Origin of the sequence: Actinosynnema sp. NPDC023587, assembly GCF_040640215.1 — a bacterium.
Classification (GTDB): domain Bacteria; phylum Actinomycetota; class Actinomycetes; order Mycobacteriales; family Pseudonocardiaceae; genus Actinosynnema.
The window spans coordinates 1-25952 of the sequence record NZ_JBFABG010000013.1; the positions used below are offsets into that span (position 1 = coordinate 1).

Annotated in this window: 23 protein-coding genes and 1 pseudogene; 2 read left to right on the forward strand and 22 right to left on the reverse strand. The window is 72.6% G+C overall.

The window, feature by feature from the left end:
- Both AB0G01_RS27805 and AB0G01_RS27810 read right to left on the reverse strand, forming a co-directional pair.
- Nucleotides 1-211 (reverse strand): annotated as a pseudogene (locus AB0G01_RS27805) (ABC transporter family substrate-binding protein); the annotation flags it as partial.
- A 687-nt stretch (nt 212-898) separates the two neighbouring features.
- Nucleotides 899-1279 carry a hypothetical protein gene (locus AB0G01_RS27810; RefSeq protein WP_360951081.1) on the reverse strand — a complete coding sequence of 127 codons (381 nt, stop codon included), beginning with the start codon at nt 1277-1279 and terminating at the stop codon, nt 899-901.
- Between the two features lie 352 nt (nt 1280-1631).
- On the opposite strand from AB0G01_RS27810, the gene AB0G01_RS27815 reads away from it, so the two are divergent.
- A complete protein-coding gene (locus tag AB0G01_RS27815; protein WP_360951084.1) occupies nt 1632-2606 on the forward strand; it encodes a helix-turn-helix domain-containing protein in 975 nt (324 codons plus the stop codon).
- Between the two features lie 190 nt (nt 2607-2796).
- On the opposite strand, the gene AB0G01_RS27820 is transcribed toward AB0G01_RS27815, so the two are convergent.
- A complete protein-coding gene (locus AB0G01_RS27820; protein WP_360951087.1) occupies nt 2797-3759 on the reverse strand; it encodes a YafY family protein in 963 nt (320 codons plus the stop codon).
- A 62-nt stretch (nt 3760-3821) separates the two neighbouring features.
- Here AB0G01_RS27820 and AB0G01_RS27825 point away from each other — a divergent pair, with 62 nt between their 5' ends.
- Nucleotides 3822-4982, forward strand: coding sequence for an epoxide hydrolase family protein (locus AB0G01_RS27825; protein ID WP_360951090.1), 1161 nt, complete (start codon nt 3822-3824; stop codon nt 4980-4982).
- Nucleotides 4983-5039: 57 nt separating this feature from the next.
- Here AB0G01_RS27825 and AB0G01_RS27830 read toward each other — a convergent pair whose 3' ends face one another.
- From AB0G01_RS27830 to AB0G01_RS27920, 19 genes are all read right to left on the reverse strand, one after another.
- Nucleotides 5040-6236 (reverse strand): S8 family peptidase, encoded by a 1197-nt coding sequence (locus AB0G01_RS27830; protein ID WP_360951093.1) that lies wholly within the window; start codon nt 6234-6236, stop codon nt 5040-5042.
- 366 nt (nt 6237-6602) lie between these two features.
- A complete protein-coding gene (locus AB0G01_RS27835; protein ID WP_360951096.1) occupies nt 6603-8219 on the reverse strand; it encodes a thiamine pyrophosphate-binding protein in 1617 nt (538 codons plus the stop codon).
- Nucleotides 8216-8977, reverse strand: coding sequence for a cyclase family protein (locus AB0G01_RS27840; protein WP_360951099.1), 762 nt, complete (start codon nt 8975-8977; stop codon nt 8216-8218). Before AB0G01_RS27840 ends, AB0G01_RS27835 begins: the two co-directional genes overlap by 4 nt.
- A 115-nt stretch (nt 8978-9092) precedes the next feature.
- A complete protein-coding gene (locus tag AB0G01_RS27845; protein WP_360951102.1) occupies nt 9093-9794 on the reverse strand; it encodes a cupin domain-containing protein in 702 nt (233 codons plus the stop codon).
- Nucleotides 9791-10222 (reverse strand): OsmC family peroxiredoxin, encoded by a 432-nt coding sequence (locus AB0G01_RS27850; protein ID WP_360951105.1) that lies wholly within the window; start codon nt 10220-10222, stop codon nt 9791-9793. Before AB0G01_RS27850 ends, AB0G01_RS27845 begins: the two co-directional genes overlap by 4 nt.
- Nucleotides 10223-10233: 11 nt before the next feature.
- Nucleotides 10234-11376, reverse strand: coding sequence for an aminotransferase class V-fold PLP-dependent enzyme (locus AB0G01_RS27855; protein WP_360951108.1), 1143 nt, complete (start codon nt 11374-11376; stop codon nt 10234-10236).
- Nucleotides 11377-11741: 365 nt separating this feature from the next.
- Nucleotides 11742-12275 (reverse strand): XRE family transcriptional regulator, encoded by a 534-nt coding sequence (locus tag AB0G01_RS27860; RefSeq protein WP_360951110.1) that lies wholly within the window; start codon nt 12273-12275, stop codon nt 11742-11744.
- Nucleotides 12276-12320: 45 nt separating this feature from the next.
- A complete protein-coding gene (locus tag AB0G01_RS27865; protein WP_360951113.1) occupies nt 12321-13319 on the reverse strand; it encodes an LLM class flavin-dependent oxidoreductase in 999 nt (332 codons plus the stop codon).
- Nucleotides 13295-14197: an ABC transporter permease gene (locus AB0G01_RS27870; RefSeq protein ID WP_360951116.1), complete on the reverse strand. Its 903-nt coding sequence runs from the start codon at nt 14195-14197 to the stop codon at nt 13295-13297. Before AB0G01_RS27870 ends, AB0G01_RS27865 begins: the two co-directional genes overlap by 25 nt.
- Entirely contained in the window at nt 14194-15198 is a 1005-nt protein-coding gene (locus AB0G01_RS27875; protein ID WP_360951119.1) for an ABC transporter permease, read from the reverse strand. The genes AB0G01_RS27870 and AB0G01_RS27875 overlap by 4 nt, the downstream gene beginning before the upstream one ends.
- Nucleotides 15199-15201: 3 nt before the next feature.
- Entirely contained in the window at nt 15202-15588 is a 387-nt protein-coding gene (locus AB0G01_RS27880) for a hypothetical protein (RefSeq protein WP_360951122.1), read from the reverse strand.
- A 2-nt stretch (nt 15589-15590) separates the two neighbouring features.
- Nucleotides 15591-17201 carry an ABC transporter substrate-binding protein gene (locus tag AB0G01_RS27885; protein WP_360951125.1) on the reverse strand — a complete coding sequence of 537 codons (1611 nt, stop codon included), beginning with the start codon at nt 17199-17201 and terminating at the stop codon, nt 15591-15593.
- The gene (locus AB0G01_RS27890) at nt 17198-18187 is read right to left on the reverse strand and encodes an ABC transporter ATP-binding protein (protein WP_360951128.1); all 990 of its coding nucleotides are present in this window, start codon (nt 18185-18187) and stop codon (nt 17198-17200) included. The genes AB0G01_RS27885 and AB0G01_RS27890 overlap by 4 nt, the downstream gene beginning before the upstream one ends.
- Nucleotides 18180-19169, reverse strand: coding sequence for an ABC transporter ATP-binding protein (locus AB0G01_RS27895; RefSeq protein WP_360951131.1), 990 nt, complete (start codon nt 19167-19169; stop codon nt 18180-18182). Before AB0G01_RS27895 ends, AB0G01_RS27890 begins: the two co-directional genes overlap by 8 nt.
- Before the next feature lie 689 nt (nt 19170-19858).
- Nucleotides 19859-20248 carry a VOC family protein gene (locus AB0G01_RS27900; RefSeq protein WP_360951134.1) on the reverse strand — a complete coding sequence of 130 codons (390 nt, stop codon included), beginning with the start codon at nt 20246-20248 and terminating at the stop codon, nt 19859-19861.
- Entirely contained in the window at nt 20245-20535 is a 291-nt protein-coding gene (locus AB0G01_RS27905; protein WP_360951616.1) for a metalloregulator ArsR/SmtB family transcription factor, read from the reverse strand. The genes AB0G01_RS27900 and AB0G01_RS27905 overlap by 4 nt, the downstream gene beginning before the upstream one ends.
- Nucleotides 20536-20623: 88 nt before the next feature.
- Nucleotides 20624-21922: a tetratricopeptide repeat protein gene (locus tag AB0G01_RS27910; protein WP_360951137.1), complete on the reverse strand. Its 1299-nt coding sequence runs from the start codon at nt 21920-21922 to the stop codon at nt 20624-20626.
- Nucleotides 21919-23547: an NB-ARC domain-containing protein gene (locus AB0G01_RS27915; protein WP_360951140.1), complete on the reverse strand. Its 1629-nt coding sequence runs from the start codon at nt 23545-23547 to the stop codon at nt 21919-21921. Before AB0G01_RS27915 ends, AB0G01_RS27910 begins: the two co-directional genes overlap by 4 nt.
- A 206-nt stretch (nt 23548-23753) precedes the next feature.
- Nucleotides 23754-25682, reverse strand: coding sequence for an FAD-dependent oxidoreductase (locus tag AB0G01_RS27920; RefSeq protein ID WP_360951143.1), 1929 nt, complete (start codon nt 25680-25682; stop codon nt 23754-23756).
- Nucleotides 25683-25952: the final 270 nt, after the last annotated feature.

Consider the following 25952-nt stretch of genomic DNA (forward strand, 5'->3'; position numbering starts at 1 on the left):
GGAAGCCCTCTTCGATCGCCACCGCGATCTCACCGATGTCGTCCACCTTCGGACGCTTGAACAACTCGTCCTGACCACCGATCTTGCCGGGGTCGTTGTTCTGCACGGGTCCTTGCGCCCCGGTTCCGTCACCACCGCTGCCGCACGCCCCCACCAGCAGCGTCGCACTCGTGAGCAACGCGAACGCCGGTACCGCCCTTGACCGCCTCATTGACCTGCACCCTCCCCGTGCCGACTTCGGCGCACAGCAGAATTGCCGCGAGCCGGCCACGAACACGATATGCACAAACGAGCCGACCTTATCATCGCGTCGGCGTCACGCATTCGCCACAGACGGTAGCCTCGCGCTCACCTGACAAGTGCCGAAGCTTGTCGACACGCGTCGTCGCAGGTGAGATGCGGTGCGCTGGCAGGTCAAGGGTGTTGTGGGACATCTGTCAGGCGGTGATGAACGGACATTCATCACCGATCCCGGACAACGCGCGCGGGGCGCGCCGGGCCACCTTCCCCGCAGATCCGCGCACATCCGAGCCCGGTCCGCCACCGGTCGCCGCTCCGAATTGCGCACTGCCGAACAGCACGGATTGTGATTTCTCCCACCACATTCGTGGGCTATTCAGCCCTCCGTGCACCACAAGTCCGCTTCTCCGCGCACCTCGAATGCGCGCGGTCCCGGGAAGGGCGGGCAAGTCATCCGCGAGAACCGCCGACGGAATGATCTCGCCGTCCGCGCGGCACCCTCAACCGCTCCGCGTCCTCGCTGCCGGAAGTGGGTACGGATGCCGACGTCCGCCCGACAGCCCCGGGGTCGAACGGGGCGGCCGGGCGGACGGTGGGTCATCCCGTGCGCTTCAGCGGGTGCTCAGCGGGACTCGCCCGCGACCCGCCGGGGCGCGGCTCAGCAGGGTTGGGTGCTGCCCCCGTCGTCGAGGAGCGTGTCCTTGATCCACCCCTGCCGGTCCGTGCCGTCCTTGCGGCCCCAGGTCCAGGTGCCGTCGCTCTGGGTCGTCGTGTAGCAGTGGTAGAAGATCTTGTCGCCGTTGTTGAACTGCCCGTAGGAGGAGCAGCTCGTGTGCGGGCCCGAGCGGTAGTTCACGTTGCTGCCGCTGATCCGACCCCACGCGCTGTCCTGGTTCGAGTGGGCGTGGCTGCAACTGAGCGGCGACACCCCCGTTTCGCCGGTGGCCGGTGCCGCACTGGCGGTCGTGGTCATGAGCGCCGCCGCGCTGAACGCGAGCGCCGCCGCAGCGGCGACACCGCGCAATGGCTTGAACGACATGTCGTTCCCCCTGTGTTCGGGTGTTCGGGTGTCCGGCGAACCGGACGGGACTCGACCCCGGCGGATTCCCGGCGGGCCCGACCCGTGCGCACCTGGTGCGCGGGCCGGGACCACGCCAACTTCTCCCCTCGCGCCGATCGTCGTGACCGATGGTGTCGCCGCGACCGGTCCCGCGTCGTTGCCGACCAGTGCACCGACGTTGGCAACGGGCGCACCACGACGTGCGCCCGATCGCCCGATCGGCGGTAGGCCGCCACCGCAGCCGGGTGGAGCACGGCGCATTCGCCCGCCCGCCGACCGGAGCGCGGGCAGACTGGTCGCCGAACAGCATCAGGGCACGAGGGGAGCCAAGGTGAGGACTGTTCTCGACACCGCAGGGGTACCCGTCCGCGACCGGGCCACGGCCTGGGCGGGCCTTTTGGAGCACATACCGGTCGCCATGAGCACCCGGTTCCTGGACCCGGACTTCCACGCCCGGGTCGGCACCGTCCGGTTGGGGGACGTGGAGATGACGTCGACGACCTTCTCGCCGTTGACGTTGGCGCGGACGCCGCGCACGATCCGGCGGGCCGATCCCGAGCACTACCTGTTCGCCCTGTGCCGCGCGGGCGTCCAGGCCGCCGAGCAGTCCCGCACCAGGAGCCTGCTCGAACCCGGCGAGCTGATCCTCTTCGACAGCTCCCGACCGTTCGTCACGAAGGCCGACGCGGGCCAGCGCAGCGTCTCGTCGTTGCTCGTGAACTTCCCCAAGCGCCTGCTGCCGCTGCCGCAACGCCTGGTGGACCGGCTGCTGGCCGTCCCGCTGCGGGGCACGCAGGGCATCGGCCGCGTCCTCGCGCAGTTCCTGACCACCATCGCCGACGAACCGGCCCCGTACCCCGCGACCGACGCGACCCGGCTGGGGAACGCCACCATCGACCTGGTCACGGCGGTGCTCTCGCACCACCTGACCGGCGAGCCGCCGCCGGCACCCCGGTCACCGCAGGGCGTCCTGTTCCTGCGCATCACCGCGTTCATCGAGCGGCACCTGCCCGATCCCGACCTCAAGCCCGCCGCGATCGCCTCGGCGCACCACATCTCGCTGCGCTACCTGCACCGGATCTTCCAGTACCACGGGACTTCCGTCGCCGCCCACGTCAAGGCCCGACGCCTCGACCGGTGCCGCCGCGACCTGACCGACCCGGCCCTGCACCACGTCGCCGTCCACGCGATCGGCGCGCGGTGGGGCTTCCCGGAACCGGCCGAGTTCAGCCGGGTCTTCCGCGCCGCGCACGGCACACCGCCGGGTGCCTACCGCATCACCACCCCGCACGGCCGGAATCCCTGACACACGGCGCTTTTCACGTCCTACGACACCGCCCGGCGCAGGCGGTCAGGTGGCCGGAGGTCGTGAACCCGGTGGTGTCGCCGATTCCGGGCAGGGGGCGAGCTGTTCGCGTTGCTGGAGAACGGTTTTCAGGCTGTCGTGCCCAGGCGACCACAACTTTTCGATCAGGACCTGTGGAAGGGCAACGGGGTTACCGGCCGCCGATCGCGGCGAGGCAGCGCTCGGCCTGCCGGCGCAAGGCGTCGGTGAGTTCGGCCGGGCCGCTGACGACCGTGAAGTCGGTCCGCACGGAGGTGATCATCCACACCAGGTCGGCGGGCGTCTCCGCGCCGAGGTGCAGCAGGGAGCTGCGCCCGTCGACGGCTTCGACCACGCCCATCCCCGGCCACACCCGGTCCGCCACGGCGTCGGCGGCCTCGTGCAGTAGGACCGCCGCCCGGCACGGCCACGTGCGCGCGGAGAGCTGGTGCGCCAGGTAGGTCGCCGCGTCGCCGTGGGGCAGGTCGCGCGGCGTGAACCGGGGGCCGGCGGGTGGGCGCGGGTCGAGCCGGTCCACCCGGAAGGTGCGCCAGTCGTCGCGGTCCGGGTCGAAGGCCACCAGGTACCAGTGCCGGCCGAAGTGGACCACGCCGTGCGGCTCGACGGTCCGGCGGGAGGTCCCGCCGCGCGGGCCGGTGTAGTCCAACCGCAGCCGCTCGTGGCGGCGGCAGGCGTCGGCGAGGACCACCAGCACGTCCGCCGAGACCTGCGGGCCCGGAGCCACCCCGGCGCGCACGGTCGCGGTGTGCAGCGCGTTCACCCGGTGGCGCAGGCGTGCCGGCAACACCTGCTCCAGCTTGGTGAGCGCCCGCGACGCGGTGTCCTCGATGCCCGCGACCGAGCTGCTCGCGGCGGTCCGCAGGCCGACCGCCACGGCGACGGCCTCGTCGTCGTCGAGCAGCAGGGGCGGCAGGGCGGCACCCGCGCCGAGCCGGTAGCCGGGCGTGCCCCGCAGGGCGTGCACCGGGTAGCCGAGCCCGCGCAGCCGCTCGACGTCGCGCCGCACGGTCCGGGTCGTCACGCCGAGGCGGTCGGCCAGGTCCGCCCCGGACCAGTCGCGGTGCGCCTGGAGCAGGGACAGCAGTTTCAGCAGCCGCGCGGACGTCTCCCACATGGTTCCATCCTGCCGGCCACTTAGGACCGGAGCTGACCTAACCGGGACCTAGCGTGGTTCCCATGACACCGGACATCCACCCCTTCTCCATCACCGTCCCCCAGAGCCGGCTCGACGACCTCGCCGCGCGCCTGGCCGCCACCCGGTGGCCCGACGAGCTGCCCGGGGTCGGCTGGAGCCGGGGCGTGCCGGTCGACTACCTCCGGGACCTGGCGGAGCACTGGCGCACCGGTTTCGACTGGCGGGCGCAGGAGGCCGAGCTCAACGCGCACCCGCAGTTCGTGACCACCCTCGACGGCCAGCGCCTGCACTTCCTGCACGTCCGCTCGCCGGAGGCGGGTGCCACCCCCCTCGTCCTGCTGCACGGTTGGCCGGGCGGCGTCGGTGACTTCCTCGACGTGATCGGGCCGCTGTCGGACCCCCGCGCGCACGGCGGCGACCCCGCCGACGCCTTCCACCTGGTGATCCCGTCGCTGCCGGGGTTCGGCTTCTCCACGCCGCTGGCCGGGCCGGGCATGAACGCCGAGCGGATGGCGGGGCTGCTGGTGCGGCTCATGGCGGACCTGGGGTACGGGCGCTACGGCGTGCAGGGGTACGACACCGGTTCGTGGGTCGCGCCGCAGCTCGGCAAGCTGGCCCCGGAGCGCGTGATCGGCGTGCACCTCAACGCGATGATCTCGTTCCCGATCGGCCTCGACGGCGAGCTGGACGACCTGCCCGAGGCCGACCAGCGCCGGTGGGAGGCGATGCAGAACTTCAACGACGGCTACCTCCAGTGCAACTCCAAGCGCCCGCAGACGGTGGCCTACGGGCTGCACGACTCGCCGGTCGGGCAGCTCGCCTGGATCATGGAGAAGTACAAGGAACTGACCGTGCCGGAGGAGAGCCTCCCGGAGCAGGTCCTGGGCCGGGACCGGATGCTCGCCACCGTCTCGCTGTACTGGTTCACCGGCACGGCGGGCTCCTCGGCCCAGATCTACTACGAGGAGATCTCCGCGAACGACTGGAGCGCCGACGCCGGTGACTGGAGCGGAGCGGCACCGGTCCGGGTCCCGACGGGCGTGTTGGTGTCCGCGCACGACGTCACCGTGCGGCGTTGGGCCGAGCGCGACCACCACGTCGTGCGCTGGACCGAACTCGACCACGGCGGGCACTTCCTCGCCCTGGAGGCACCGGCGGCGCTGGTGGACGACGTGCGCGTGTTCTTCCGGGAGCTCCGCTGAGATAGGGGGGGTCGAGGAACCGGACCGGTCGGGCCCCGAATCCCGAGGGGGCGGGCGTCAGAGGCCGTCTGTGTAGAGCAGCTCGTTCGGGCTTCCCTCGGACACCTGGAGGACGTCCTTGGTGGAGTGCTCGGCCAGCCACGCCTCGGCCTCCCCGGAGGTCGCGGCGGGGTTGGCGGCCAGGTACAGGGCCACGACGCCCGCCACGTGCGGGGACGCCATCGACGTGCCGCTCAGCGCGACGTCGCCGCCGCCGAGCCTGGCCGAGACGATCGCCCGGCCGGGGGCGTAGAGCGACAGGCACCGGCCGTAGTTGGAGAAGTCGGTCTCCAGGTCGGACCTGTCCGTGGCACCGACGGTGACCACGCGCTCCGCGCTCGCCGGCGAGACGTCGCACGCGTCGACGGCGTCGTTCCCGGCGGCGACGACCGGCAGGACGCCCTGGTCGGACAGCGCGGTGATGGCGGCGTTGAGGGATTCGACGCGCGGACCGCCGAGCGACCCGTTGAGCACGGCGGGGTGCCGGGCGTGGCCGGCGACCCAGTCCAGGCCGGCGAGCAGCCCCGAGTTCTCGCCGCTGCCGTCGCAGCCGAGGACCCGCACGGCGACCAGGGACACCTCCTGCGCCACGCCGTAGGTCGCGCCGCCGACGGTGCCGGCGACGTGGGTGCCGTGGCCGTGGCAGTCGAAGCCGTTGCGGCCGTCGTCCACGGCGTCGAAGCCCGGTTGGGCCCGGCCGCCGAACTCGCTGTGGCCGAAGTCGATGCCGGTGTCGAGGACGTAGGCGGTGACGCCCTTGCCGGTGCCGGCGACGGTGAAGCTGTCGTCGAGGGGCAGCGCGGGCTGGTCGATCCGGTCCAGTCCCCAGCTCGGCACGGCGTCGGCGGTGATCGCGGCGTCGTCCTCCACCGCCGCGACGCCGGGGAGCCGGCGCACCGCCGTCAACTGGGCGGCGCTGAGCCGGGCGGCGAAGCCGGAGAACACGGCGGTGTAGGTGAACAGCGTCCGGACCCCGACGACCTGACCGGCGGTGGCCACCGGATCGTGCCCCTGCTTGAGGGTGACGATGTACTGCCCGGGGACGGCGTCGGCGCTGTGGCGCAGCGGGGCCATCGGGCCGGGAGCGGCGGTCGCCACCACGCCGGGGGCGGCGCACAGCGCGGGAACCAGCGCGGCGGCGACGACGATCCGCGAGAACGTGCGCATCCGGTACCCCGTTTCGGCGCGTGCGCGCTCCACCGGCGGCGAAGCCATCGCACGTGATTCGTCCCGTTCACCTCCTTTCGTCCCGACGGCGGATCGACTTGAGGCGGTTCACCCGGCCCGGCGACGACCGACAACCCGGGCGGGGCTCGGCGTTCCCCCGTCCGGGTCCACCGCCACCGCCCGGCGACGCTCAGCGATGTCCGGCCGCCGCCGACCGCCTCATCACTCGGCGGCGGACTTCAGGCCCGTCCCCCGCACTCAGGGACGTGCGCTCGTCCCACATCGGGCTGTTCCCCGGTGTCGCCGCCGCGACGGCCGTCGCACCGCGAGCACGGAGGAGTGCGCCGCGCGCCAAACCCCGAGCAGGTCGGCGAGCACGGCCTCGGTCGTCGCCCCCTCACCCGCCGGTGGCCGTCAGTGGCCGCGAAAAGCCTCTTCCAGCCACCACGACGCGCGGCCGGCGGCGACCTTGGCGTCGATCAGGAGCGGGGTGTCGCGCGGGCCGTCGAGCCACCGGGTCAGACCGGCCAGGTCCTCGGGGCGGCGCACGGTCAGGGCGGTGCAGCCGAAGCCGCGCCCGATGGCGGCCACGTCGGTGTCGGCGAACCGGACGGTGTCCAGCGGGTGCCCGCCGGGGCCGAAGTGGTGGACCTCGGCACCGTAGCCGCCGTCGTTGTAGACCACGACGACCATCGGCAGGCCGAGCCGGACCACGGTCTCCAGCTCGGCGATGCCCATCAGGCCGCCGCCGTCGCCGAGCGCCGCGACCGGCAGGCGGTCGGGTCGGGCGAGCGCCGCGCCGATGGTGGTGGCCAGGCCCAGGCCGATCGACTGGAACGCCTGGGTGAAGCAGAACCCGCGCTCGTCGGGCACCGAGAGGTACGCGCTGGGGTAGCCCATGAAGTTGCCCGAGTCCACGCCGACCACCCGCTCGGCCGGGAGCAGGTCGTCCAGCCGGGTGGACAGGGTGCGCGGGTCGATCCGGTCCACTTCGGACTCCTCGACGTGCGGGACGTCGCGCCAGCGGCCGGCACCCGCGATGCGCGCGGCGAGTTCGGGCGAGCGGTAGCCCGGTGCGCCCTCGACCCGCACGGCGGCGGCGACGGCCCGGACGTCGCCGACGACGCCCAGGTCGACGGGGCGGTGCGCGCCGAGCGCGTCCGCGTCCAGGTCGACCTGCACGACCGCGGCACCGGGGCCGAGCAGGCTGCCGTGCCGCGTGGTCCACGCGTTCAGCGCGCAGCCCCAGCCGACCACGAGGTCCGCGCCGGTGATCAGCTCGACCGCGAGCGGGGTGGCGAAACCGCCGGAAATGCCGACCGACCACGGGTTCCCGGTGAACAGGCCGTTGGCCACGGCCGAGGTCGCGAGCAGCGCGCCGCACCGCTCGGCGAGGTCTTCCAGCTCCGCGCGGGCGTGGCGGGCACCCCGGCCGGCGACGAACACCGGGCGGCGGGCCCGCGCGATGGCGTCCGCGAGCGCGTCGACGGCCGCCGGGTCGGGCGCGGGCGGGAGGTGGGGCGGCAGCGGGTCGACCGGGACCACCGGGGCGGGCTCGGCCTGCCGGTCCAGCGGCAGGTTGAGCACGACGGTGCGGCGTTCGTGCGTGGCGCGGCGGACCGCCCGCACGACGGTGTCCACGGCGGACGACGCGGAGGTGACGCGCTCGGACGCGGCACCGACGGCCGTGGCCAGCGCGGTCTGGTCGACGAAGAAGTTCGAGCGCGGCGAGGTGACCTCGGCGGCCAGCACGAGCAGCGGCGTGCGGCTCTTGGCGGCCTCGGCGATGCCGGTCATCGCGTTGGTCAGCCCGCAGCCCTGGTGCACCGACAGCACCCCGAGCTTGCCGCTGGTCCGCGCGTAGGCGTCGGCCATGGTGGCCGCACCGCCCTCGTGCCGGGCGGCGACGTACCGCGCTCCCCCGGCCACCAGGGCGTTGGTGACGTGGAAGTTCCCGCTGCCGACCACGCCGAACACGTGGTCGGCACCGAGGTCGGCCAGCGCGCGGCCGACCGCGTCCGCGACGGTCATCGCTCGACCAGGGCCAGCACCCGCGTCGGGCTGCCCGAGCCGCCGACGATCGGCAGCGGCCCGGCGAGCACGACGGCACCGGTCGGCGGCAGGAGCGCGAGGTTGCGCAACTGCGTCAGGCCGTACTTGCCCGCGCCCAGGAGGTAGGAGTGGCAAGGGAAAGCGGGCTCGAACGAGTGCGCCGCGCCCGCGTCGGTGCCCACCGTCTCCACCCCGACGCCGATGATCGGGCTCTCCTCGGCCAGCCAACGGGCGCACTCGACGGAGATGCCGGGGCTGTGGCCGCCGTTGACGAACTCCGACTGGCTCTCGCCCCGCGCGTCCCACCCGGTCCGGTAGAGCAGCCAGCCGCCGGCCGGCAGCGGGCCGTGCTCCCGCTGCCACCGCTCGACGTGCGCGACCTCCAGCAGGAAGTCCGGGTCGCTCGCGGCCTGCGCGGTGAAGTCCAGCACCGCCGCCGGCGCGACGAACTTCGCGGGGTCGACCTGGGACACGTCCTCGCCGTCCCGGGCGGTCACCCAGTGCACCGGCGCGTCGAAGTGGGTCCCGGTGTGCTCCCCGGTGTGGATGTCGTTCCAATACCAGCCCGGTCCCCGGTCGTCGTAGCGGCTGATCTCCTCCAGCCGGAACGGGATGGTGTTCGCGAACGGTTCCGGGAGTTGCAGCAGCGGGGTGCCGGGGTGCAGCGGGGCGGTCAGGTCGACCACCTCGACCCGTCCCGAGCCGAGCGCGCCGAGCAGGTCGGACAGAATCGACATCTACCTCTCCCATCTCACGGGGCGTGGACCGCCGTGCCCACGAGGTGCGGTCCATCGCGGAGCGTCGGGGGAACACCCGACGCGCAGGGTACTGGGCCGTGCACCGCACGACACGTCACGCGGGCGTGTTCTCCGAGGGGCTGCCGGCGGGCACGAACACCCCGAGCAGCCGCAAATAGCCCTGGTCGCCGAGGTTCTCCACCAGGTGGTGGACGCCCGCCGGGAGGTAGAAGCACGAGCCCGCGCCGATCGTGGACGTCGCGCCCGCGATCTCGACCTGGCCGGTGCCCGACAGGACGAACACCATCTCGCTGTAGGGGTGGTGGTGCATGGGGGTGCGCAGCGTCGGGATGTAGCCGACGAACTGGGTCACCCCGGAGCACCCGCTCGCCGGGTCGAACAGGGTCTGGTACTCGCGGTCGCTGACCGCGTCCTGCTTGACCTGGTCGGCGAGGTCGATCCACGGCCGGGGGTCGGCGCACGCCACGTCGGGGTGCTGCTCGGCGGAGACCGACACGAGTTCGACCTCGCCGTCGGTCGAGATCTCGTAGGTGTCCTCGCCGACGACGAGCAGCGCGAGTTCCGGGCGCAGCTCGTGGTCCTGTCCGTCGACGTGCAGCGTTCCGCTGCCCGACAGCACGAACAACGTCTCCAGCCGGCCGGCACCGGGCGACCGGGGCCGGGAACGGCCGGCGCGCACGCGGTAGACCGCCTGCCGCAACCCGTTCTCGTCGTCCCGGTGCGTCTCGCGGACGTCCACGGTGTCGCCGTCCGCGCAGGACGGCGTGATCTCGCGGTAGTGGAACACCTTGCTCACGATTCGACCTCGACTCTCAGGGTGACGTCGGCGGTGTAGAGGAGGCGGACCGGGCAGGTGCGCTCGGCGCGCTCGGCCATCTCGCGCACCACCTCCTGCGCCACGCCCGGCACGCGGACCACGCAGGACAGCTCGACGGTGGGGATGCGGAAGCCCTCCTCGGTCTGCACGAGGTGCACGACCGCGACGGCGGAGATCGACTCCACCGGCGTGCCGTTCTCCTCGGCCAGGTTGGCCAGGGACATCGAGAAGCACCCGGCCAGCGCGGAGCCGAGCAGCTCCTCGGGGTTGGTCGCGGGTTCGTCGCCGACCCGGCCGCGCAGGCTGAACGGCAGGGACGCGCCGCGCCTGCCGAGGTCGAGCGTCCCGCTCCCGGTGGACGCCGGACCGCTCCAGCTCGCCCGGGACGACTTGCGGATGTGCAGCACCTGGTTCCTCCTCAGCCGTGCGCGCGGTGCTCGGCGATGGCCGAGCACACCGCGTCCACGTCGGACTCGTCGTTGAAGTAGTGGAAAGCCAGTCGCAGCACCGTGCCCCGGGGTGCCGCGACGATCCGGCGGCCGGCCAGGTGGGCGGCGAGGGCGTCGGGGTGCTCGTCGAGCAGCGCCACCTGGGGGCCGGCGTGCGCCGGGTCGCGCGGTGCCCACACCCGTTCACCGGCGGCGAGCAGGCGTTCGGTGGCCAGCGTCGCCAGCTCGCCGACGTGGCGCTCCACGTCGTGCGGGTCGACCCGGGACAGCAGGCGCATCCCCGCGTTGGCGGCGTAGACCGACGGGATGCCCGGGGTGCCGGTCTCGAACCGGCGCGCCTGGGTGGGGTGGTCGATCGTCCGGGGGTCGAACCGGAACGGGTCGACCCGGCCGAACCAGCCGGTGAGCTGCGGCGGCAGGTCGTCGGCCAGCCCGCCCCTGGCGTAGAGGAACGCGACGCCGGGCAGGCCCAGCAGGTACTTCAGCGCGCCGGCGACGAGGTAGTCGCAGTCGAGCTCGCGGACGTCGACCGGGAGCACCCCGGCGGCCTGGTACGCGTCGACGAACACCCGCGCGCCGACCTCGTGCGCCTTGTCGACCGCGGCGCGGACCGGCAGCCTCGCGCCGTTGCGGTAGGACGCGACGGGGACCGACACCAGGCCGGTCCGCTCGTCGATCGCCGCGAGGAGCTCGTCGACGTCGACCGCCGCGTCCCGCTCGGGCACGTGCGTGACCCGGGCCCCGCGCGCGGCCTGGGCCAGCCAGACGTGGCCGACGGACGGGAATTCCATGTCCGTGGTCACGATGCCGGGCCGGGCGCTCCAGTCCTTTGTGGACGCGACCTGGTACGCGCCGTCCGAGGCGCAGTGCACCACCGCGATCTCGTCGGGGTCGGCGTTGACCAGCGCGGCGAACTGCCGCCGCGCCTCGTCCACCTCGGCCATCCACAGGTCCCACGGCGCGGCGTGCTGGCGCATCGTGAAGGTCATCTCCGACAGTGCGGCCAGCAGTTCGCCCGACAGCGCGCCCTGGCTGCAACTCGCCAGGTGCACGGTGTCGGCCAGGACGGGGAAGCACTCCCGGAACTGGCGGCTGGTGAGTTTCACTGGCATGACACCTCAAAACTTTTAGTGTGGCTAAACGATGGTAGGTAGCCGCGACGAGTCAAGTCAAGGTGTTGACCGCGTGCCGTCGCGGCGACGCCCCGCCGGAGGTGTTCGCAGGCGCGGAAAACCCGACAGATGGCCACGACGGCCGGGCAAGGCGGATCGGCGCGAACGGCCTGCGGTGCGCTGATGGCCCGCGTCGCGATCGCGGTGGTGATCGCAGGTGATCGCGGTGACGTTCGAGCGGCCCGCGCGGAACGTCCCCCGCGCGGGCCCGCTGGTGGTGTTGCGGCCCGGGATTTCGGTGTTCGGCGCTGCCGGTGCCCCTCCGCGCCGCCCCGATCCCGGTCTGCCCGGGTGGTCTCCCGAGGTCAGTAGCTGGGCGGCGTCACCGACAGCAGGAAGCGCACCGGCTTCGTCGTCTCGTTGAGGTACCGGTGCGGCATCCGGGAGTCGAAGCTCCCGCTGTCGCCCGGCTTCAGCTCGTAGCGCTCGCCGTCGACCTCCAGCACCAGCCGGCCGGTGAGCACCACGACGCACTCGTCCGACGGGTGGCTCCAGCCCGTCTCCGAGGACGCCGCGCCCGCTTCGAGCAGTCCTTCGAGCACCTCGATCTTGCCCACGCCCGCCGACACCCGCTGGTAGACCAGGCCGCCCTGCGGGGAGCGGATGTCCATCCGGCGGTCCTTGCGCACCACCGCGACCCGCTCCAGGTCGGTGTCCTGGAAGAGGTTGAACACCGGCGTGTCCAGCGCCCGCGCGATCTTGCGAACGGTCTCCAGGCTCGGGTCGGTGATCCCGCGCTCGACCTGACTGATCAACCCGACCGACACGTCGGCCGCCTTCGCCAGCTCGGTCGCCGTCATCGACCGCGCCGCGCGCAGCTCCCGAATCCGTTCGCCCATCACGGTGTGTGCTCTCCTGTCGTCGTCGGACCGGTCAGACCATAGTCAACGCAGCGCCGGCAGCACCCGGTCACCCAGCAGGCGGATCGCCGCGTCCGGGTCGGGACCGAGCGGGCCGCCGATGCTGAGCTGGGTGACGCCGGCGTCGACCAGTCGGCGCAGCCGGACGACCACGTCGTCCGGCGTGCCCACGACCGCCAGGCGCAGCATGTCGTCGGTGACGAGCTCGGCCGCCGCCGCCACGCCCTCGGCCCGCATCGCCGCCGTGACCGGGGCGAAGTCCTCGGTGCCCAACCCCACCACCGCGAGCTCGTGGTCGGACAGGTACGGACCGAAGAACGCGATCGTCGGCCGGATCAGGTCCCCGGCCACCGCCGGGTCGTCGGCGACCGACACCCAGACGCAGCCCGCGACGTCCACTTCGGACGGATCGCGACCCGCCGCCACCGCACCGGCCCGGACCCACCCGACCACCTCGGCGGCGGTCTCCGGCGGGAACAGGATCGGCAGCACGCCGTCGCCGTAGCCGCCCGCCGCGGTGAGGAACTCCTCGCCGTACGCGGTGACGTGCAGCGGGATGCGCCGCCTCGGCGGCGTGAACCCGAGCGAGCAGCCCGGTTCCCACCGGAAGTGCTCGCCGTCGGTCGGCGCGTCCTCGCCGGCGATCAGGGCGCGGATCAGCCGGACCGCCTCGGCGGTGCGACCCGGGATGTCCTCCCCGACCAGGCCGAGCTTTGGGACCATCCCGTCGGTGTGCGCGCCGATCCCGGCCAGCGCCCGACCGCCGGAGAGCAGGTCGAGCGTGCCCAGGTGGGCGGCCATCTCGGACGGGTCCGCGGTGGCCGGGTTCATCCCGAGCGCGCCGACGTGGATGCGCGAGGTGCGCAGCGCGGCGGCGGTGCACAGCGACCAGGTGTGCAGCATGAACGGGTCACTGGCGAACCACACCTGGTCGAAACCGGCCTCCTCGGCCGTGACGGCGAGGTCCACCAGTTCGGCCGGACCGCCGACGAACTGGGTCAATCGGATGCTGGTGACGACCACTTCTGACGCACCTTTCGCTTCTTGCCCCCGGAGCCGCCGGAGAGCCGGTCCCCGACGTCGTCGCCGAGGATGGTGAACGCGAGCACCACGAGCGCGATGGCCAGACCGGGGAACAGCGAGTACCACCAGGCGTCGAGCATGAACCCGAGCCCGTCGCTGGTCATCACGCCCCACTCGGGCGTCGGCGGCCGTGCGCCGAGGCCGAGGAAGCCGAGCCCGGCGCTGGCCAGGATCACGAACCCCACGTCGGTGGTGGCCAGCACGACCACCGGCCCGACCGCGTTGGGCAGCACGTGCCGGAGCAGGATGCGCCGGGTCGGCACCCCCAGCACGATCGCGCTGTCGACGTAGGGCCGTCGCCGGACCGACGCCACCTGCCCGCGCATCAGCCGGGCGTAGGAGGGCCACCACACCGCCGCCAGCGCGATGGTGGTGTTGACCAGGCTCGGTTGCAGCGCGACCACGACGACCATCGGCAGCAGGATGTAGGGCACCGACAGGAAGACGTCGGTGACCCGCATGATCACCTCGTCCACCCAGCCGCCTCGGAAACCCGCCACCAACCCGAGCCCGCCGCCGACGACGGCCGAGAACAGCACCACCGACACGCCGATCGCCAGTGAGATGCCCGCGCCGTGCACGATGCGGCTCAGCAGGTCCCGACCGTTGTTGTCGGTGCCGAACAGGTGGTCGGCCGAGGGCGGCAGCAGGCTCGCGCCCAGGTCGATGGCGTTCGGGTCGTACGGGGCGAGCAGGCCGGGCACGGCGGCCATCACGACCGTCGCCCCCAGCACGGCGAGCGCGATCGCGGTGGACGGCCGCCACCCGGCCAGGGTGACCCGGCGGCGGATGCGGCGCGGCAGCGCGGTCGTGGTCATGGCAGCCGCACCTTCGGGTCGAGCACCGCGTGCAGCACGTCGACCAGCAGGTTGACCACGAGGAACGCCACTGTTGCCACGAGGGTCACCCCCATCACGGAGTTGTAGTCCAGCACGGTGATCGACTCGTAGGCGTACCGGCCGACACCGGGCCACTTGAAGATCTTCTCCACCAGCACGGAACCGCCGAGCAGGTAGCCGAACGCGAGCCCGGTGACGGTGACCACCGGCATCATCGCGTTGCGCAGCGCGTGCACGTAGACGACCCGGAACTCCGGCACGCCCTTCGCCCGCGCGGTCGCCACGTACGGCTCGGCCAGCGCTTCCAGCATCGACGCCCGGGTCGTGCGCATGACCCGGGCCAGGGTCGGCAGGGCCAGCGTGGTGGCGGGCAGCACCAGGTGGTGCAGCACGTCCAGCAGGCCCGGCCCGTCGCCGCGCAGGACCGCGTCCAGCGAGGCGAACCCGGTGATCGCCGCGCCTCCCCCGGCCACGTCGGTCTGCCCCTCGCTCGGCAACCAGCCGAGCTGCGCGTAGAAGACCACGACCAGCACGATCCCGACCCAGAACACCGGGACGGCGACCCCGGCGAGGCTGAGCACCCGCCCCAGGTGGTCGAAGAAGCCTCCCCGCCGGGTGGCCGCGAGCACCCCGAGCGGGATGCCCAGCGCCAGGGCGATGACCAGCGAGGCGACCGTCAGCTCGATCGTCGCGGGCAGCGCGCTGACCAGGTTCGCCAGCACCGGCTGCTGGTTGGTCAGCGAGTCGCCGAGGTCACCGCGCACCAGCCGCAGCAGGTACAGGCCGAACTGGCTCACCAGCGGCTGGTCCAGCCCGGCCTGCTCCCGGATGCGCCGCACGGCCTCCTCGCTCGCGTTCAGCCCGGCCAGCACCCGGGCCGGGTCGCCCGGCACCAGGTGCGTGAGCAGGAACGTGATCACCGAGACCGCGAGCACGAGCGGGACGGCGATGAGGACCCGGAGCACCACGAATCGGCCCATGGACTACGACCGCGATCGTCCGGGGAGCCACAGCCCGCGCTCGACCGGCTCCCAGAAGTTCAGCGTGACGTCGGCCAGGAACGGCTCGTACGGGTCCACCTTCTTGTACTCCGCGTACGGCCCGGACCAGTCCTTGCGGCGCTCCTTGTACACGCGGCGCTCCGCCTCCGAGTGGTACTCGAACAACATGGTGTACCGGCCGGTCGGCGTCAACGTCGCCTGGTCGACCTCGTGGTAGTACGACGCTCCCTTCCACTCGGGGAACAGCTCGGCCCGGTGCTCGGCCACCCAGCGGAACCAGGTCCGCATCCCCTCGTGGTACTCGCGCGGGTCCACCCCGTCCCGGATGGTCCACGACTCGACCTCGATGATGCTGTTGTCCTCTGCCATGATCAACCCTTCGCCACGGTGAACAGGTCCGGCCGCGTCAGCGCGGACTCCTTGTAGTTGCTGATGTTCTTGCGCACCGCCCGGCGGTCGACGTCCTGGTACAGCGGCAGCCACGGTGCGTCCTGGCTGATCCGGGCCGAGGCCGCGAGCCAGTCCGCGTCCTGCTCGGCGCGGTCGGCCGAGCCGCGGGCCCGGTCCAGGAGCCGGTCGACCTCGTCGTCGCGGTAGTGCGCGAGGTTGCCCTCCACCGACCGGGACGCCTTGCCGTGCAACTTGCCGTACAGCAGCGCGTCCGGGCTGGCGTAGTTCAGGGTGGACTTCCAGGAGAAGAACGGCAGTTCGCCCTTGCCCACCTTGTCGATGATGGTCGACAGCGGGAGTTCGCCGATCGTGCACTCGACGCCGACCTCCTTGAGGTTGGCCTGCATCACTTCGGCGATCTGCTTCAGCGTGCCGTAGCCGGGCACGTAGGTGCTGTCGATCTTCAGGCCGTTGCCGTGACCGGCCTGCGCCAGCAACGCCTTGGCCTTCGCGACGTCCCGCTTGTAGACCACGACGTCCTGGTGGTCGGCGTACCCGTCGACGAGGCTGCCGGGGATGGGGCCGCGCAGCGGGATGCCGCTCTCCTTCACGACGTTGGCCATGATGGCCTCGTGGTCGATCGCGTAGCAGATCGCCTGGCGCACCCGGACGTCGTCGAACGGGGGCTGCTCGGTCTGGAAGATCCAGTAGGTGATGTCCAGCAGCGGCGTGGCCAGGACGGTGATGTTCTCGTTCTGCGCCAACCGGTCGATCAGGTTGACCGGCAGGTTGCCGACGACGTCGAGGTCGCCGCGCTCCAGTTGCAACGCGGCGGTCGAGGGCTCCACCGGCGAGTTGAACAGCACGCCGGAGAGCTTCGGCCGGCCGCGCCAGTGCCCTTCGAACGCCTTGACCTCGATGACCTGGTTGGGCGTCCAGCGGACGAACTGGAACGCGCCGCTGCCGGCCATGTTGCGCGCCAGGTACTTCGCCGCGGTCGGGTCGGCCTGGGTCTTGTTCGCCGCGACCACGGCCGGGTTCACCACCGAGCCGACGGCGTCGAGCGCGAGCGTCCGCAGGAACGGCGAGAACGGCGCGTCGAGCGTGATGACGACCGTGCCCGCGTCCTTGGCGACGATGTTGCCCGGCTGGACGTGGTCGACGAGCAGGTCGCTCGCGCCCTGCCCGACCTCCATCGTCCGCCGCAGCGAGGCGACCACGGCGGCGGCGTCCAGCACGCTGCCGTCGGAGAACTTCACGCCCTGGCGCAGGTGGAAGGTGTGGCCGATGCCGTCCGGCGTGACCTCCCACCGCTCCGCGAGGCCGGCGGCGACGTCCTTGCCGTCGCCGGTGAGCTCCAGCAGCCGGTCGTAGACGTTGTGGATCACGATGCCCGAGTTGGACTCGCCGGTGGTGGCCGGGTCGAGCCCCTTCGGCTCGGCGGACAGCGCGTAGCGCAGCGCGCCGCCCGCGCCGGGTTGGCTGGTGGTCCTGGTGTCACCGCACGCGGAGGCGAACGGGACGAGCAGCGCGGCACCACCGGCCGCGCGCAGGAAACCCCGTCTGGTCAGGGGTGAGTGGTGACCGGTCACGATGGTCCCTCCGGGGGGATGTGCGGGCGGCGGATCTGGGGGAAGAAGCAGGCGGCCGAGTGGTTCGGCGCGAACGCGGCCAGGTCGGGCAGGCTCGCGCCGCACTCCGGCCGGGCGTGCGGGCAACGGGGTCGGAAGTGGCAGCCCGCCGGCGGGTTCAGGGGACTGGGTGCCTCGCCCTCCAGCCGGGGCGGCCGACCCGGGGTCAAGGTGGGGATCGAGGCGAGCAGGGCCTGGGTGTAGGGGTGCACCGGGGAGTCGAAGACGTCCTGCGCGGTACCGGATTCGACGATCCGGCCGAGGTACATCACCGCGACGCGATCGGCGATCTGGCGCACCACGGCCAGGTCGTGGCTGATGAAGACGTAGGCGATGCCCAGGTCGGCCTGCAACTGGCGCAGCAGCGCGATGATCTGCGCCTGCACCGACACGTCGAGCGCGGAGGTCGGCTCGTCGCAGATGAGCACCGCCGGGTGCGGCGCGAGCGCTCGGGCGATCGCGACCCGCTGCCGCTGCCCGCCGGAGAGCTGCCGGGGGTGGTGGCCCGCCATCGCGGGATCGAGGCCGACCCGTTCGAGCAGTTCGCCGACCGCCGCGCGCGCCGAGGTGACGCCCTCGGGCAGGCCGTGCACCTCGTACGCCTCGCCGATCAGGTCCCCGATGCTCATCTTCGGGTTGAGCGAGGCGAACGGGTCCTGGAAGACCATCTGGATCCGCTTGCGGCGCGGCCTGCGCCCGCGTTCGGACAGCGCGGCGAGGTCGACGTCGTCGAGGATCACCCGACCAGACGTCGGCTGTTCCAGGCACACCAGCGTTCGGGCCAGGGTGGACTTGCCGCAGCCCGATTCGCCCACCAGGGCGAGGGTTTCACCCCGGCCCAGCTCGAAGCTGACGTCGTGCACCGCGCGCACGAGGCCGCGCTCGCGCCCGTTGCGGACCGGGTAGTGCTTGACCACGTTCTCGGCGCGCAGCAGCGGTTCAGCCACCGGCCACCTCCTCCGCGCGGTGGCAGGAGACCAGCGACCCGTCCGGGAGGGCGCGCAACACCGGTTGCTCGACCCGGCAGCGCTCGACGGCGAACCGGCACCGCGCGGCGAACGCGCACCCGGCGGGCAGCGCCGCCGGGTCCGGTGGGGAGCCGGGGATCGAGCCGAGCTCCTCGACCCGGCGCTCCACCCTGGGCACCGATTCCAGCAGCGAGATCGTGTACGGGTGGCGCGGCGCGCGGTAGAGCCGGTCCAGCGGACCGGTTTCCACCACCTGGCCGGCGTACATCACCGCGCCGCGCGACGCGACCTGCGCGGCCACCGCGAGGTCGTGGGTGATCAGCACCAGCGCGGTCTGGTACTCCCGGCGCAGTTCCTGGAGCAGCTCGATGATCTGGGCCTGCACGGTGACGTCGAGCGCCGTCGTCGGCTCGTCGGCGAGCAGCAGCTCGGGGCCCAGCGCGACGGCCATCGCGATCACGACCCGTTGGCGCATCCCGCCGGAGAGCTGGTGCGGGTACTCCCGGGAGCGCCGCCGCGCGTCCGGGATGCCGACCCGGGAGATGAGTTCGGTGGCCCGTTCCCGCGCGACCTTCTTGGACGCGCCGGCGTGCACGCGGAACATCTCGGCGATCTGGTCGCCGACGGTGAACGAGGGGTTCAGCGCGGTCTGCGCGTCCTGGAACACCATCGCGATCTTGCTGCCGCACAGCGCACGGCGGCGCTTGGCGGGCAGGGCGAGCACGTCCTCGCCCCGGTAGACGATCCGACCGGCCACCTCGGTGCCCGGATCGAGCAGACCCATCACCGCGCGGGCGGTGGCGGTCTTGCCACACCCCGACTCGCCGAGCACGGCCACGGATTCCCTGGCGGACAGGGAGAACGACACGCCCCGGACGGCGGGCACCTCCCGTTCGCCGTGGAAGGTCACGCGGAGGTCCTCGATCGCGAGCAGTGCGGTGTCGGAAGTGGACTCGTTCATGCCGCCTCCACCCTTGCAGATTTTGGGAAGGCTAAATCCGTTTAGCCACACTGTCAACGCCTCGGAGAAGTCCGGACGACCCGGCCCGATCCGGCCCCGCGCACCCGCGACGATGTCGGGCGCTGCCACCGGAAGTGCCCGATGATCAAGGATTCGCGCAGTTCACCCCCGGTCGGAGCGGCGTCGCACCGGAGGGTGGTCCGACCGGGGTGTCGTCCGCCGCGAGGCGGCGCGCCGGCGGAAAATCGACGCGGGAAGCGCGGAGAACCGTGCGGGAGAAAGAGAAAGCGACGGTGCGGCCGGGCCGGCACCGCCGGTGCGAACACTCCGCGCGACCCGCCGCATCCGTGACGTGACGGTCGGCGCTCGGCACCCGCGCGGGTGTGGGGGAATCTCAGGTGGTGCGACGTCTCGGCGGTGGAGCCGACCCGGGCTCCCCCGAGCGGGAGGACCTCGGTGACCGCACGCTCGCCGCGTCACGCCGGGCGCGTGCCGGCAGCGCCGTCGCCGGGGCCGGGCGCTGGTGCCCGTGCACCACGACCTCTTGCCCTCCGCCGTGCGGTGACGTAGAACCGAACCACCACGGCCGCACGGCGCGGCGCGATCGGCGGCCCGAGGCCGCCCACCCGGCAGGACGGGCGGGCGGCGGAACCCGTGCCGGGCGGGTGCCGGCGACGGGGAGGGGGCGACTACTTCAGGGCGGCGAGCTGGATCAGGTTGCCGCAGGTGTCGTCGAAGACGGCGACGACCACCGGCCCGAGGTCGGTCGCGTCCTGGGTGAACTCCACGCCCAGCGCCTTGAGCCGCTCGACCTCGGCGTGCACGTCCTCGACGGCGAACTGGGTGAACGGGATGCCGTCGCCGACCAGGGCCTTCTTGAACGGTCCCGCCGCCGGGTGGCCGTCCGGCTCCAGCAGCAGCTCGACGCCGTCCGGGTCGGCCGGGGAGACCACGGTGAGCCAGCGCGCCTCACCGGCGGGCTCGTCGGTCTTCTTGGTGAAGCCCAGCTTCTCGGTGTAGAACGCCAGCGCCTTCGCCTGGTCGTCGACGAGCACGCTGGTGATGTTGATCCTGATCACGGGTTCGGTCCCTCTCGGTCGATGGGCCACCGCTCGACGATCGAGCGCAGCGGCCTCGTGTCGATGTGGTGGAACTTGTACCGGCCCTGCCTGCGGGTGCGCACGAGGCCGGCTTGTTCGAGGACGGCGAGGTGCTGCGAGATGGCCTGCCGCGAGGAGGCCAGGCCGTGCTTCACGGTCAGCCGGCCGCAGATCTCGAACAGCGTCTGTCCGTCCTTTTCGGTCAACTCGTCCAGGATGGTGCGTCGGGTCGCGTCGCCGATGGCCCTGAACAGGTCGGGGTCCACGTCCACCCCGCAGTTATAGGCAAGTCACCACTTGCCTGTCAAGGGGGCCGCGCGCACCGGCGCTCGCCGTCGCGTTCCCACCGGGCTCTCACCCGTGCGCACCGCACGGGCACGTCAGCGGTCGGCGGTGCGGCCTGTCCCGGGTTTCCGCCCTCTGCCGCACGAACGCCCACGCGTACTCGACCGCACCCCGCACCGCGCGCAACCCGTTGCCCCGGCGCAGGAAGCGCAGCCACACGCCGAGCGCCACCAGGACGCTGCGCGCCGCCGCCCCGAACGCGCGCCGGCGCACCAGCAGGTTTGCCCGGTGCAGCTCGAACAACAGCGCACCCCGGCGGTAGCCGCCTTCCCGCGCCCCGCGCACGGCACTGTCCACCAGGGTCAGCGCCTCGTCGTACCGTCCACGCCGGACCTCCAACCGCGACACCGCCGCGTCCAGGATCGCGTGCGCGCCGGTGTTGTTCCGCAAGCGGGCGAAGGTGCGGCGGGCCACGGCGAAGTGGGCCTCGGCCTGGTCGTACGCACCACCGACGACGAGCACCTCCCCGATCGCGATGTGGTAGAAACCGCTCTTGCGCTCGTACTCGGCGTGCGTGGCGTACCGGTAGTCCAACGCCGTGACGAGGTCCCGCAACGCTTCTTCGTCACGCCCGAGCATGTGCCGGATGCGCCCGCTGTAGTGGTGGGCGCGCGCCCGGACGCGGGTGGTGCGGTGCGAATCGGCCGGGACGTCGACGGCGAGCGCCGCCTGGTAGTGGCCCAGCGCGGTGCGCAGACCACCCTGGACGTAGTGCAGGTTCCCCAGGCACACGTACACCTGCGGCAGCCGGGGGCGGCAGTCCGGGTCGGTCGTGCACGTGTCGAGGCAGCGCGCCAGCAGGCGCGAGGCCGCCGGGTACTCGGTCGTGTCGATGGCGAACTGGGCCCGCACCAGGTCCACCTCGACCCGGTCGAGCGGGGTGCGGCACGCGCCCACGGCCTGGTGCAGCTCGGCGCGGCGCAGCTCGTCGCCCTGCGCGACGCGCGCGTAGTACGACGCCTTGGCCACGTGCGCCGGCCACGTGGACCGGCCCGCCGAGGCCAGCAGCGAGGCCGCCGACCGCATCACGCCCGGGAAGTCCGCCACGCCGGGCCGGTCGCCCTGCTCGATCGCGCTGATCGCCAGCTCGGTGAGCCGGTCCACGAACCGCACCAGCACCGGGTCGTCGATCCGGACGTCGTAGCGCCCCACGTTGTCCAGGTCGTTGACCATCGCCTGGAGCACGTCCTCCGGGGCGTCGTCGTCCGTGCCGCGCGCGGACCGGTCGAACGACCGCCGCACCGCGTCGTGCAGCCGCGACCGGTTCGCGCCGCCGTAGCCCCGGAACGACCGGCCGGTCGCGGTCATCGCGGCCGGGTGTACTCGTGCAGCAGGCTGTGGATCGAGTACCGCGAGTTGAGCCGGGACGCCTGCACCAGGCCGAGGTCCAGCGCGGAGCGCAGGGTCGTGTCGAACACCCCCGCCGACAGCCCGCAGATGTCCCGCAGCTCCTCCCCCGCCATCTCGTCGCCCCGCCGCTTCACGCAGAACGCGGTGATCAGCGCCTGGGCGTTGGCCTCGCCCGCGACCAGCTCCAGCTCCGCCAGCGAGCGGTCGAAGAGGTGGTCCTTCGCCCGCTGCCCCAGGCCGTCACCCGGCGGCCCGGACAGCTCGGCCGCGACCCGGCTCAGCGGCAGACCGGTCGACAGGTAGTGCCCGACCACCAGCTTGAGCAGGTACGGGTTGCCCTCCGTGACACCCACGACGGGCAGCAGCAGGTCGCGCGAGGCGGTCGCCAACTGCCCGTCGTCCCGGCCGATGTGGCGGACCAGCGCGATCGAGTCGTCCTCCGACAGGCCCCGGACGGTGTGCTGCTGCACGAGGCCGTTCGGGTCCTCGACCCGGCTGCGACTGGTGACGACGAGCTTGTGCGGGCGCACCAGGCCGATCCCGTGCAGCCGGGCCACCAGCGCGGACGCCTGCCGCACGGTCTCCACGTTGTCCACGACGGTGACCACCGGCTCGCGCCCGGCCAGGGCGTCGCGGAACGCCTCGCCCCACTGCCGGGGGTTGGGGCCGAGCGTCACGTCGAGCTGGTCGGCGAGGTCGACCACCGCCTCCATCCACCACGCCCGCGCGTCCGGCTCGTCGTCCTCCGGGGCGTCACCGCGCACGGTCGTCCACAGCACCCGGTCGACCAGGTGTTCGCGCTGCGCCCGGTCCACGGCCTCGAACGCGATGGTCGTCTTGCCGACGCCGCCGGAGCCGCGCACGGCGAGGATCCACGAGCCGGTCGGGTTGGCGATCGCCTCGCGCAGGCGGGCCGTCGCCGCGTCGACCCCGAACAGCCGGTCGTGGTTGACCGCCGCCCGGACCCGCCAGCCGCCCTCGGCCGGGACCGCCGCCGGCCGGCCCGGCACGTGCAGCCAGCCCACCAGGCGGCTCTCCTTCACCCGCACCTCGGTCCGGTGGTAGCGCTCCGGGTCGATGTCCGGGTGGCCCTGCGCGACGACGTCCTCGTGGAAGCGCTCCGAGACGATCGCCGCGACGGTGACCGCGCGCGGCGCGGACGCCAGGGCCTCCCGCAGCGGCGGGGCGTCGAGCAGGCGGGCCAGCAGGACCAGCGGGCGGCCGGTGTAGCCGAAGTCGTCGAGCACCACGTCCGCGTCGTGCACCGCGACCCGCACCCGCATCCGCTCCGGCTCGGGCGAGCGGTCGTTGTGCGCGCGCAGGGCGTCGTCCAACGCCTCCAGCACGGGGTGCAGCAGCAGCCGCTTGGGGTGGTGCGCGGGCACGGCGACGACGAGGCCGTCACCGCGATCGTGGTCGTGGCAGCCGCTCCAGTCGATGCCCGCCGCGTGGAACACCGAGCTCAGGTGCTCGCGCAGCGCCCGCCGCATCGCGACCGACGCGGCGTTGTGCCGCCGGGGGTCCGCCGACCGCTCGATGTCGACCGCGAACAGCGCCCGGTGTTCGGGTTCGAGCACGACCATGCCTCCAGAGCATACGAGCGAACGGTCACCGGCCCGGCGGAATTCACCCGACCAGTCGCGCCCGGTTCCGCCGGATCGCGGTCCCGCTCGCCGACCGGCACCGACCGGCACCGGCGGCTTGGCAGTGCGGGGGCACCCCCGTGCCGAGGCACCCCGGGAGCCGGCACCGGGCCCCGGTCCGTCCTCTGTGGACGGACGACCACCGGCTACCGCGAGGCGACGCCGTCGTGGATTCGTTGCGCGCCCGGCAGCGCGACCGCGCCCAGCGTGCTCTCCAACTGCTCCCACCGCGCGACGAGGTTGGTGATCATCAGCATCATGACGTCCGGGAAGGCGTAGAGGAACGTCTTGTAGCGGTAGTGGTCCAGGAAGTACGCCTCGACCTCGCCCACGGCGGTGACCGTGCTGGTGCGGGCGTTGAAGAACAGGTCGTGGCCGCCCAGCAACGCGCCCTTGGCCATCGTCGCGTGCTCGTAGATGCCGCCGAAGTCGACGTCCACGTCGCCGGAGTGGATCAGGTAGATCCCGTGGGCGGCGTCGTCCTCGCGGCACAGGACGTCACCCGGGGAGAAGGTGAGCTCGTCGAACATCGACGCGAGCGTGTCGAGCTCGGTGCCGACCAGCGGCGCGAAGACGCGCACGCCGTAGGGGTCGACGCTCTCCCGCAGGCAGGCCACGCGCCGCTGGAGCTCCGCGTCGCCGAGGTGGCTCATGCGCATCCCCGCGAAGCGCTTCATCCGGTCGATGTCCCGCCGCTGCCGGCGGGAGATCTCGGCGGTGGGCGGCCGGTAGAGGGAGCTGTCGCCGCTGATCCGCGCGGCCTCGCGCAAGCCCGACTCGTAGGCGCTGTGGACGCAGCCCCAGTGGTGGCTGTTGGTGGCCTCGCCCGCGAAGAAGAGGCTGTCCCCCACCGGTTCGGAGAGGGTGTGCAGGTCCTTCGGCGAGCCGTCGACGCCGATGCAGGCGTACGACCCGCGCGCGTACGGGTCGGCGGACCAGGCCGTCCGCGACAGGTGCTCGGGAGCGGGCGCGTCGGGGCCGAACATGTCCCGGACCACGGTGGTCGCGTAGTCGGACACCTCCTCGTCGCTCCAGCCCTCCATCTCGCGGCCGAGCGACGCCCCGAGCAGCATCACCAGGGTCGCCCGGCCGTGCGACTTCCACATGCTGATGACGACCGTGGGGTAGCGGTCGGTCTCCCGGCACAGGTAGCCGAACACGTACTGGTCCGGCGGCCAGAAGGGGGCCCGGTAGTGCAGGGCGATCTTGTTCAGGGTGCCGAAGCCGAGCCGGGCGACGGCCGTCCGCTTCGCCTCGGGCAGCGGCGGGTCGAAGACGACCGAGCCGGCCTTGAGCACCCCGAGCGGCAGCGTGACCAGCACGGCGTCCGCCTCGAAGTCCCCGCCGTCGGTGGCCACCAGCGCGGGCCGCCCGGCACCGCCCCGCCCGATCCGGCGCACGACGTGGCCCAGCCTGACGTCGAGCCCGGCGGCGAGGGCGTCCACGACGGACCGGTAGCCGTCGCGCAGGATGCTGTCCCCGTAGCCGTAGACCAGGTAGCCGTCCTCCCAGAACTTGTGCGAGAGCTTGCTCGCGTCCTCCGCGACGTCCTCGCGGAGGATGACGTTCAGGTGGTACCGGATGCCGCGCTCCTGCTCTTCGCCGAATTCGCGCGCGGCGATGATCCGGTCGACGGCCTCGGCGAGCGAGATGTCGGGGAGTTCGCGCGTCCGGGCGAGTTCGGCCTGTTGTTCGAGTTCGTGCAGCACGCTGTCGGCGAGTTCGAGCATCTGGTTCTTCAGGGCGTGGCCGATGACCCGCCCGTCCGCGCCGATGAGGCGCAGCCGGTCGAAACCGCCGGTGTACGCGCTGTCCCCGCCGACGTAGCTGTAGGGGATCTCCAGGGTCTCCACGAGTTCGGTGACGGGGTTGCCGTCGGTGCCGTGGATCCAGTGCGCGCCGAGGTCCACCCCGTCCTCGTCGGTCCAGATGCGCCCGCCGACGCGGTCACGCGCCTCCAGGACCGTGACGGGGTGGCCGAGGTCGTGCAGCGCCCGCGCGGCGGCCAGCCCGGCGATCCCGGCCCCGACCACGAGTACGGACGGCAGACCCGCCGGTGCGTCGTCATTCGCCATGGGGATGTCCCACATCCTTCCTCCGCGGAGAAGCGCGGCGCGCGGGACCACCGGCGCACCACTCCGGAAAACCGACGGGAAGACCTCGGACCGAATGCGCGGAGCAAGGGCGTCCGGCAAGGCGCGACAGCGCTCCGGGCCGGTATTGTGAGCTCGGACAATTCCCCTCGATGAGGGGGCCATGACGGTAGCACAAAGCGCACTTCGGCCAAGTCTCACTAAAGAGTGAAAACACTCGAATCGTGAATACGGTAGGTAATCGCAAGCTTA

Bases quoted from the DNA above. Each gene is read 5' to 3' on its own strand.
- AB0G01_RS27855 (WP_360951108.1), bottom strand. From the start codon at position 11,376: ATGCCAGTGAAACTCACCAGCCGCCAGTTCCGGGAGTGCTTCCCCGTC.
- AB0G01_RS27840 (WP_360951099.1), bottom strand. From the start codon at position 8,977: ATGTCGATTCTGTCCGACCTGCTCGGCGCGCTCGGCTCGGGACGGGTC.
- AB0G01_RS27825 (WP_360951090.1), top strand. From the start codon at position 3,822: ATGACACCGGACATCCACCCCTTCTCCATCACCGTCCCCCAGAGCCGG.
- AB0G01_RS27830 (WP_360951093.1), bottom strand. From the start codon at position 6,236: ATGGCTTCGCCGCCGGTGGAGCGCGCACGCGCCGAAACGGGGTACCGG.
- AB0G01_RS27920 (WP_360951143.1), bottom strand. From the start codon at position 25,682: ATGGCGAATGACGACGCACCGGCGGGTCTGCCGTCCGTACTCGTGGTC.
- AB0G01_RS27915 (WP_360951140.1), bottom strand. From the start codon at position 23,547: ATGGTCGTGCTCGAACCCGAACACCGGGCGCTGTTCGCGGTCGACATC.
- AB0G01_RS27810 (WP_360951081.1), bottom strand. From the start codon at position 1,279: ATGTCGTTCAAGCCATTGCGCGGTGTCGCCGCTGCGGCGGCGCTCGCG.
- AB0G01_RS27860 (WP_360951110.1), bottom strand. From the start codon at position 12,275: ATGGGCGAACGGATTCGGGAGCTGCGCGCGGCGCGGTCGATGACGGCG.
- AB0G01_RS27880 (WP_360951122.1), bottom strand. From the start codon at position 15,588: ATGGCAGAGGACAACAGCATCATCGAGGTCGAGTCGTGGACCATCCGG.
- AB0G01_RS27870 (WP_360951116.1), bottom strand. From the start codon at position 14,197: ATGACCACGACCGCGCTGCCGCGCCGCATCCGCCGCCGGGTCACCCTG.
- AB0G01_RS27875 (WP_360951119.1), bottom strand. From the start codon at position 15,198: ATGGGCCGATTCGTGGTGCTCCGGGTCCTCATCGCCGTCCCGCTCGTG.
- AB0G01_RS27835 (WP_360951096.1), bottom strand. From the start codon at position 8,219: ATGACCGTCGCGGACGCGGTCGGCCGCGCGCTGGCCGACCTCGGTGCC.
- AB0G01_RS27895 (WP_360951131.1), bottom strand. From the start codon at position 19,169: ATGAACGAGTCCACTTCCGACACCGCACTGCTCGCGATCGAGGACCTC.
- AB0G01_RS27910 (WP_360951137.1), bottom strand. From the start codon at position 21,922: ATGACCGCGACCGGCCGGTCGTTCCGGGGCTACGGCGGCGCGAACCGG.
- AB0G01_RS27820 (WP_360951087.1), bottom strand. From the start codon at position 3,759: ATGTGGGAGACGTCCGCGCGGCTGCTGAAACTGCTGTCCCTGCTCCAG.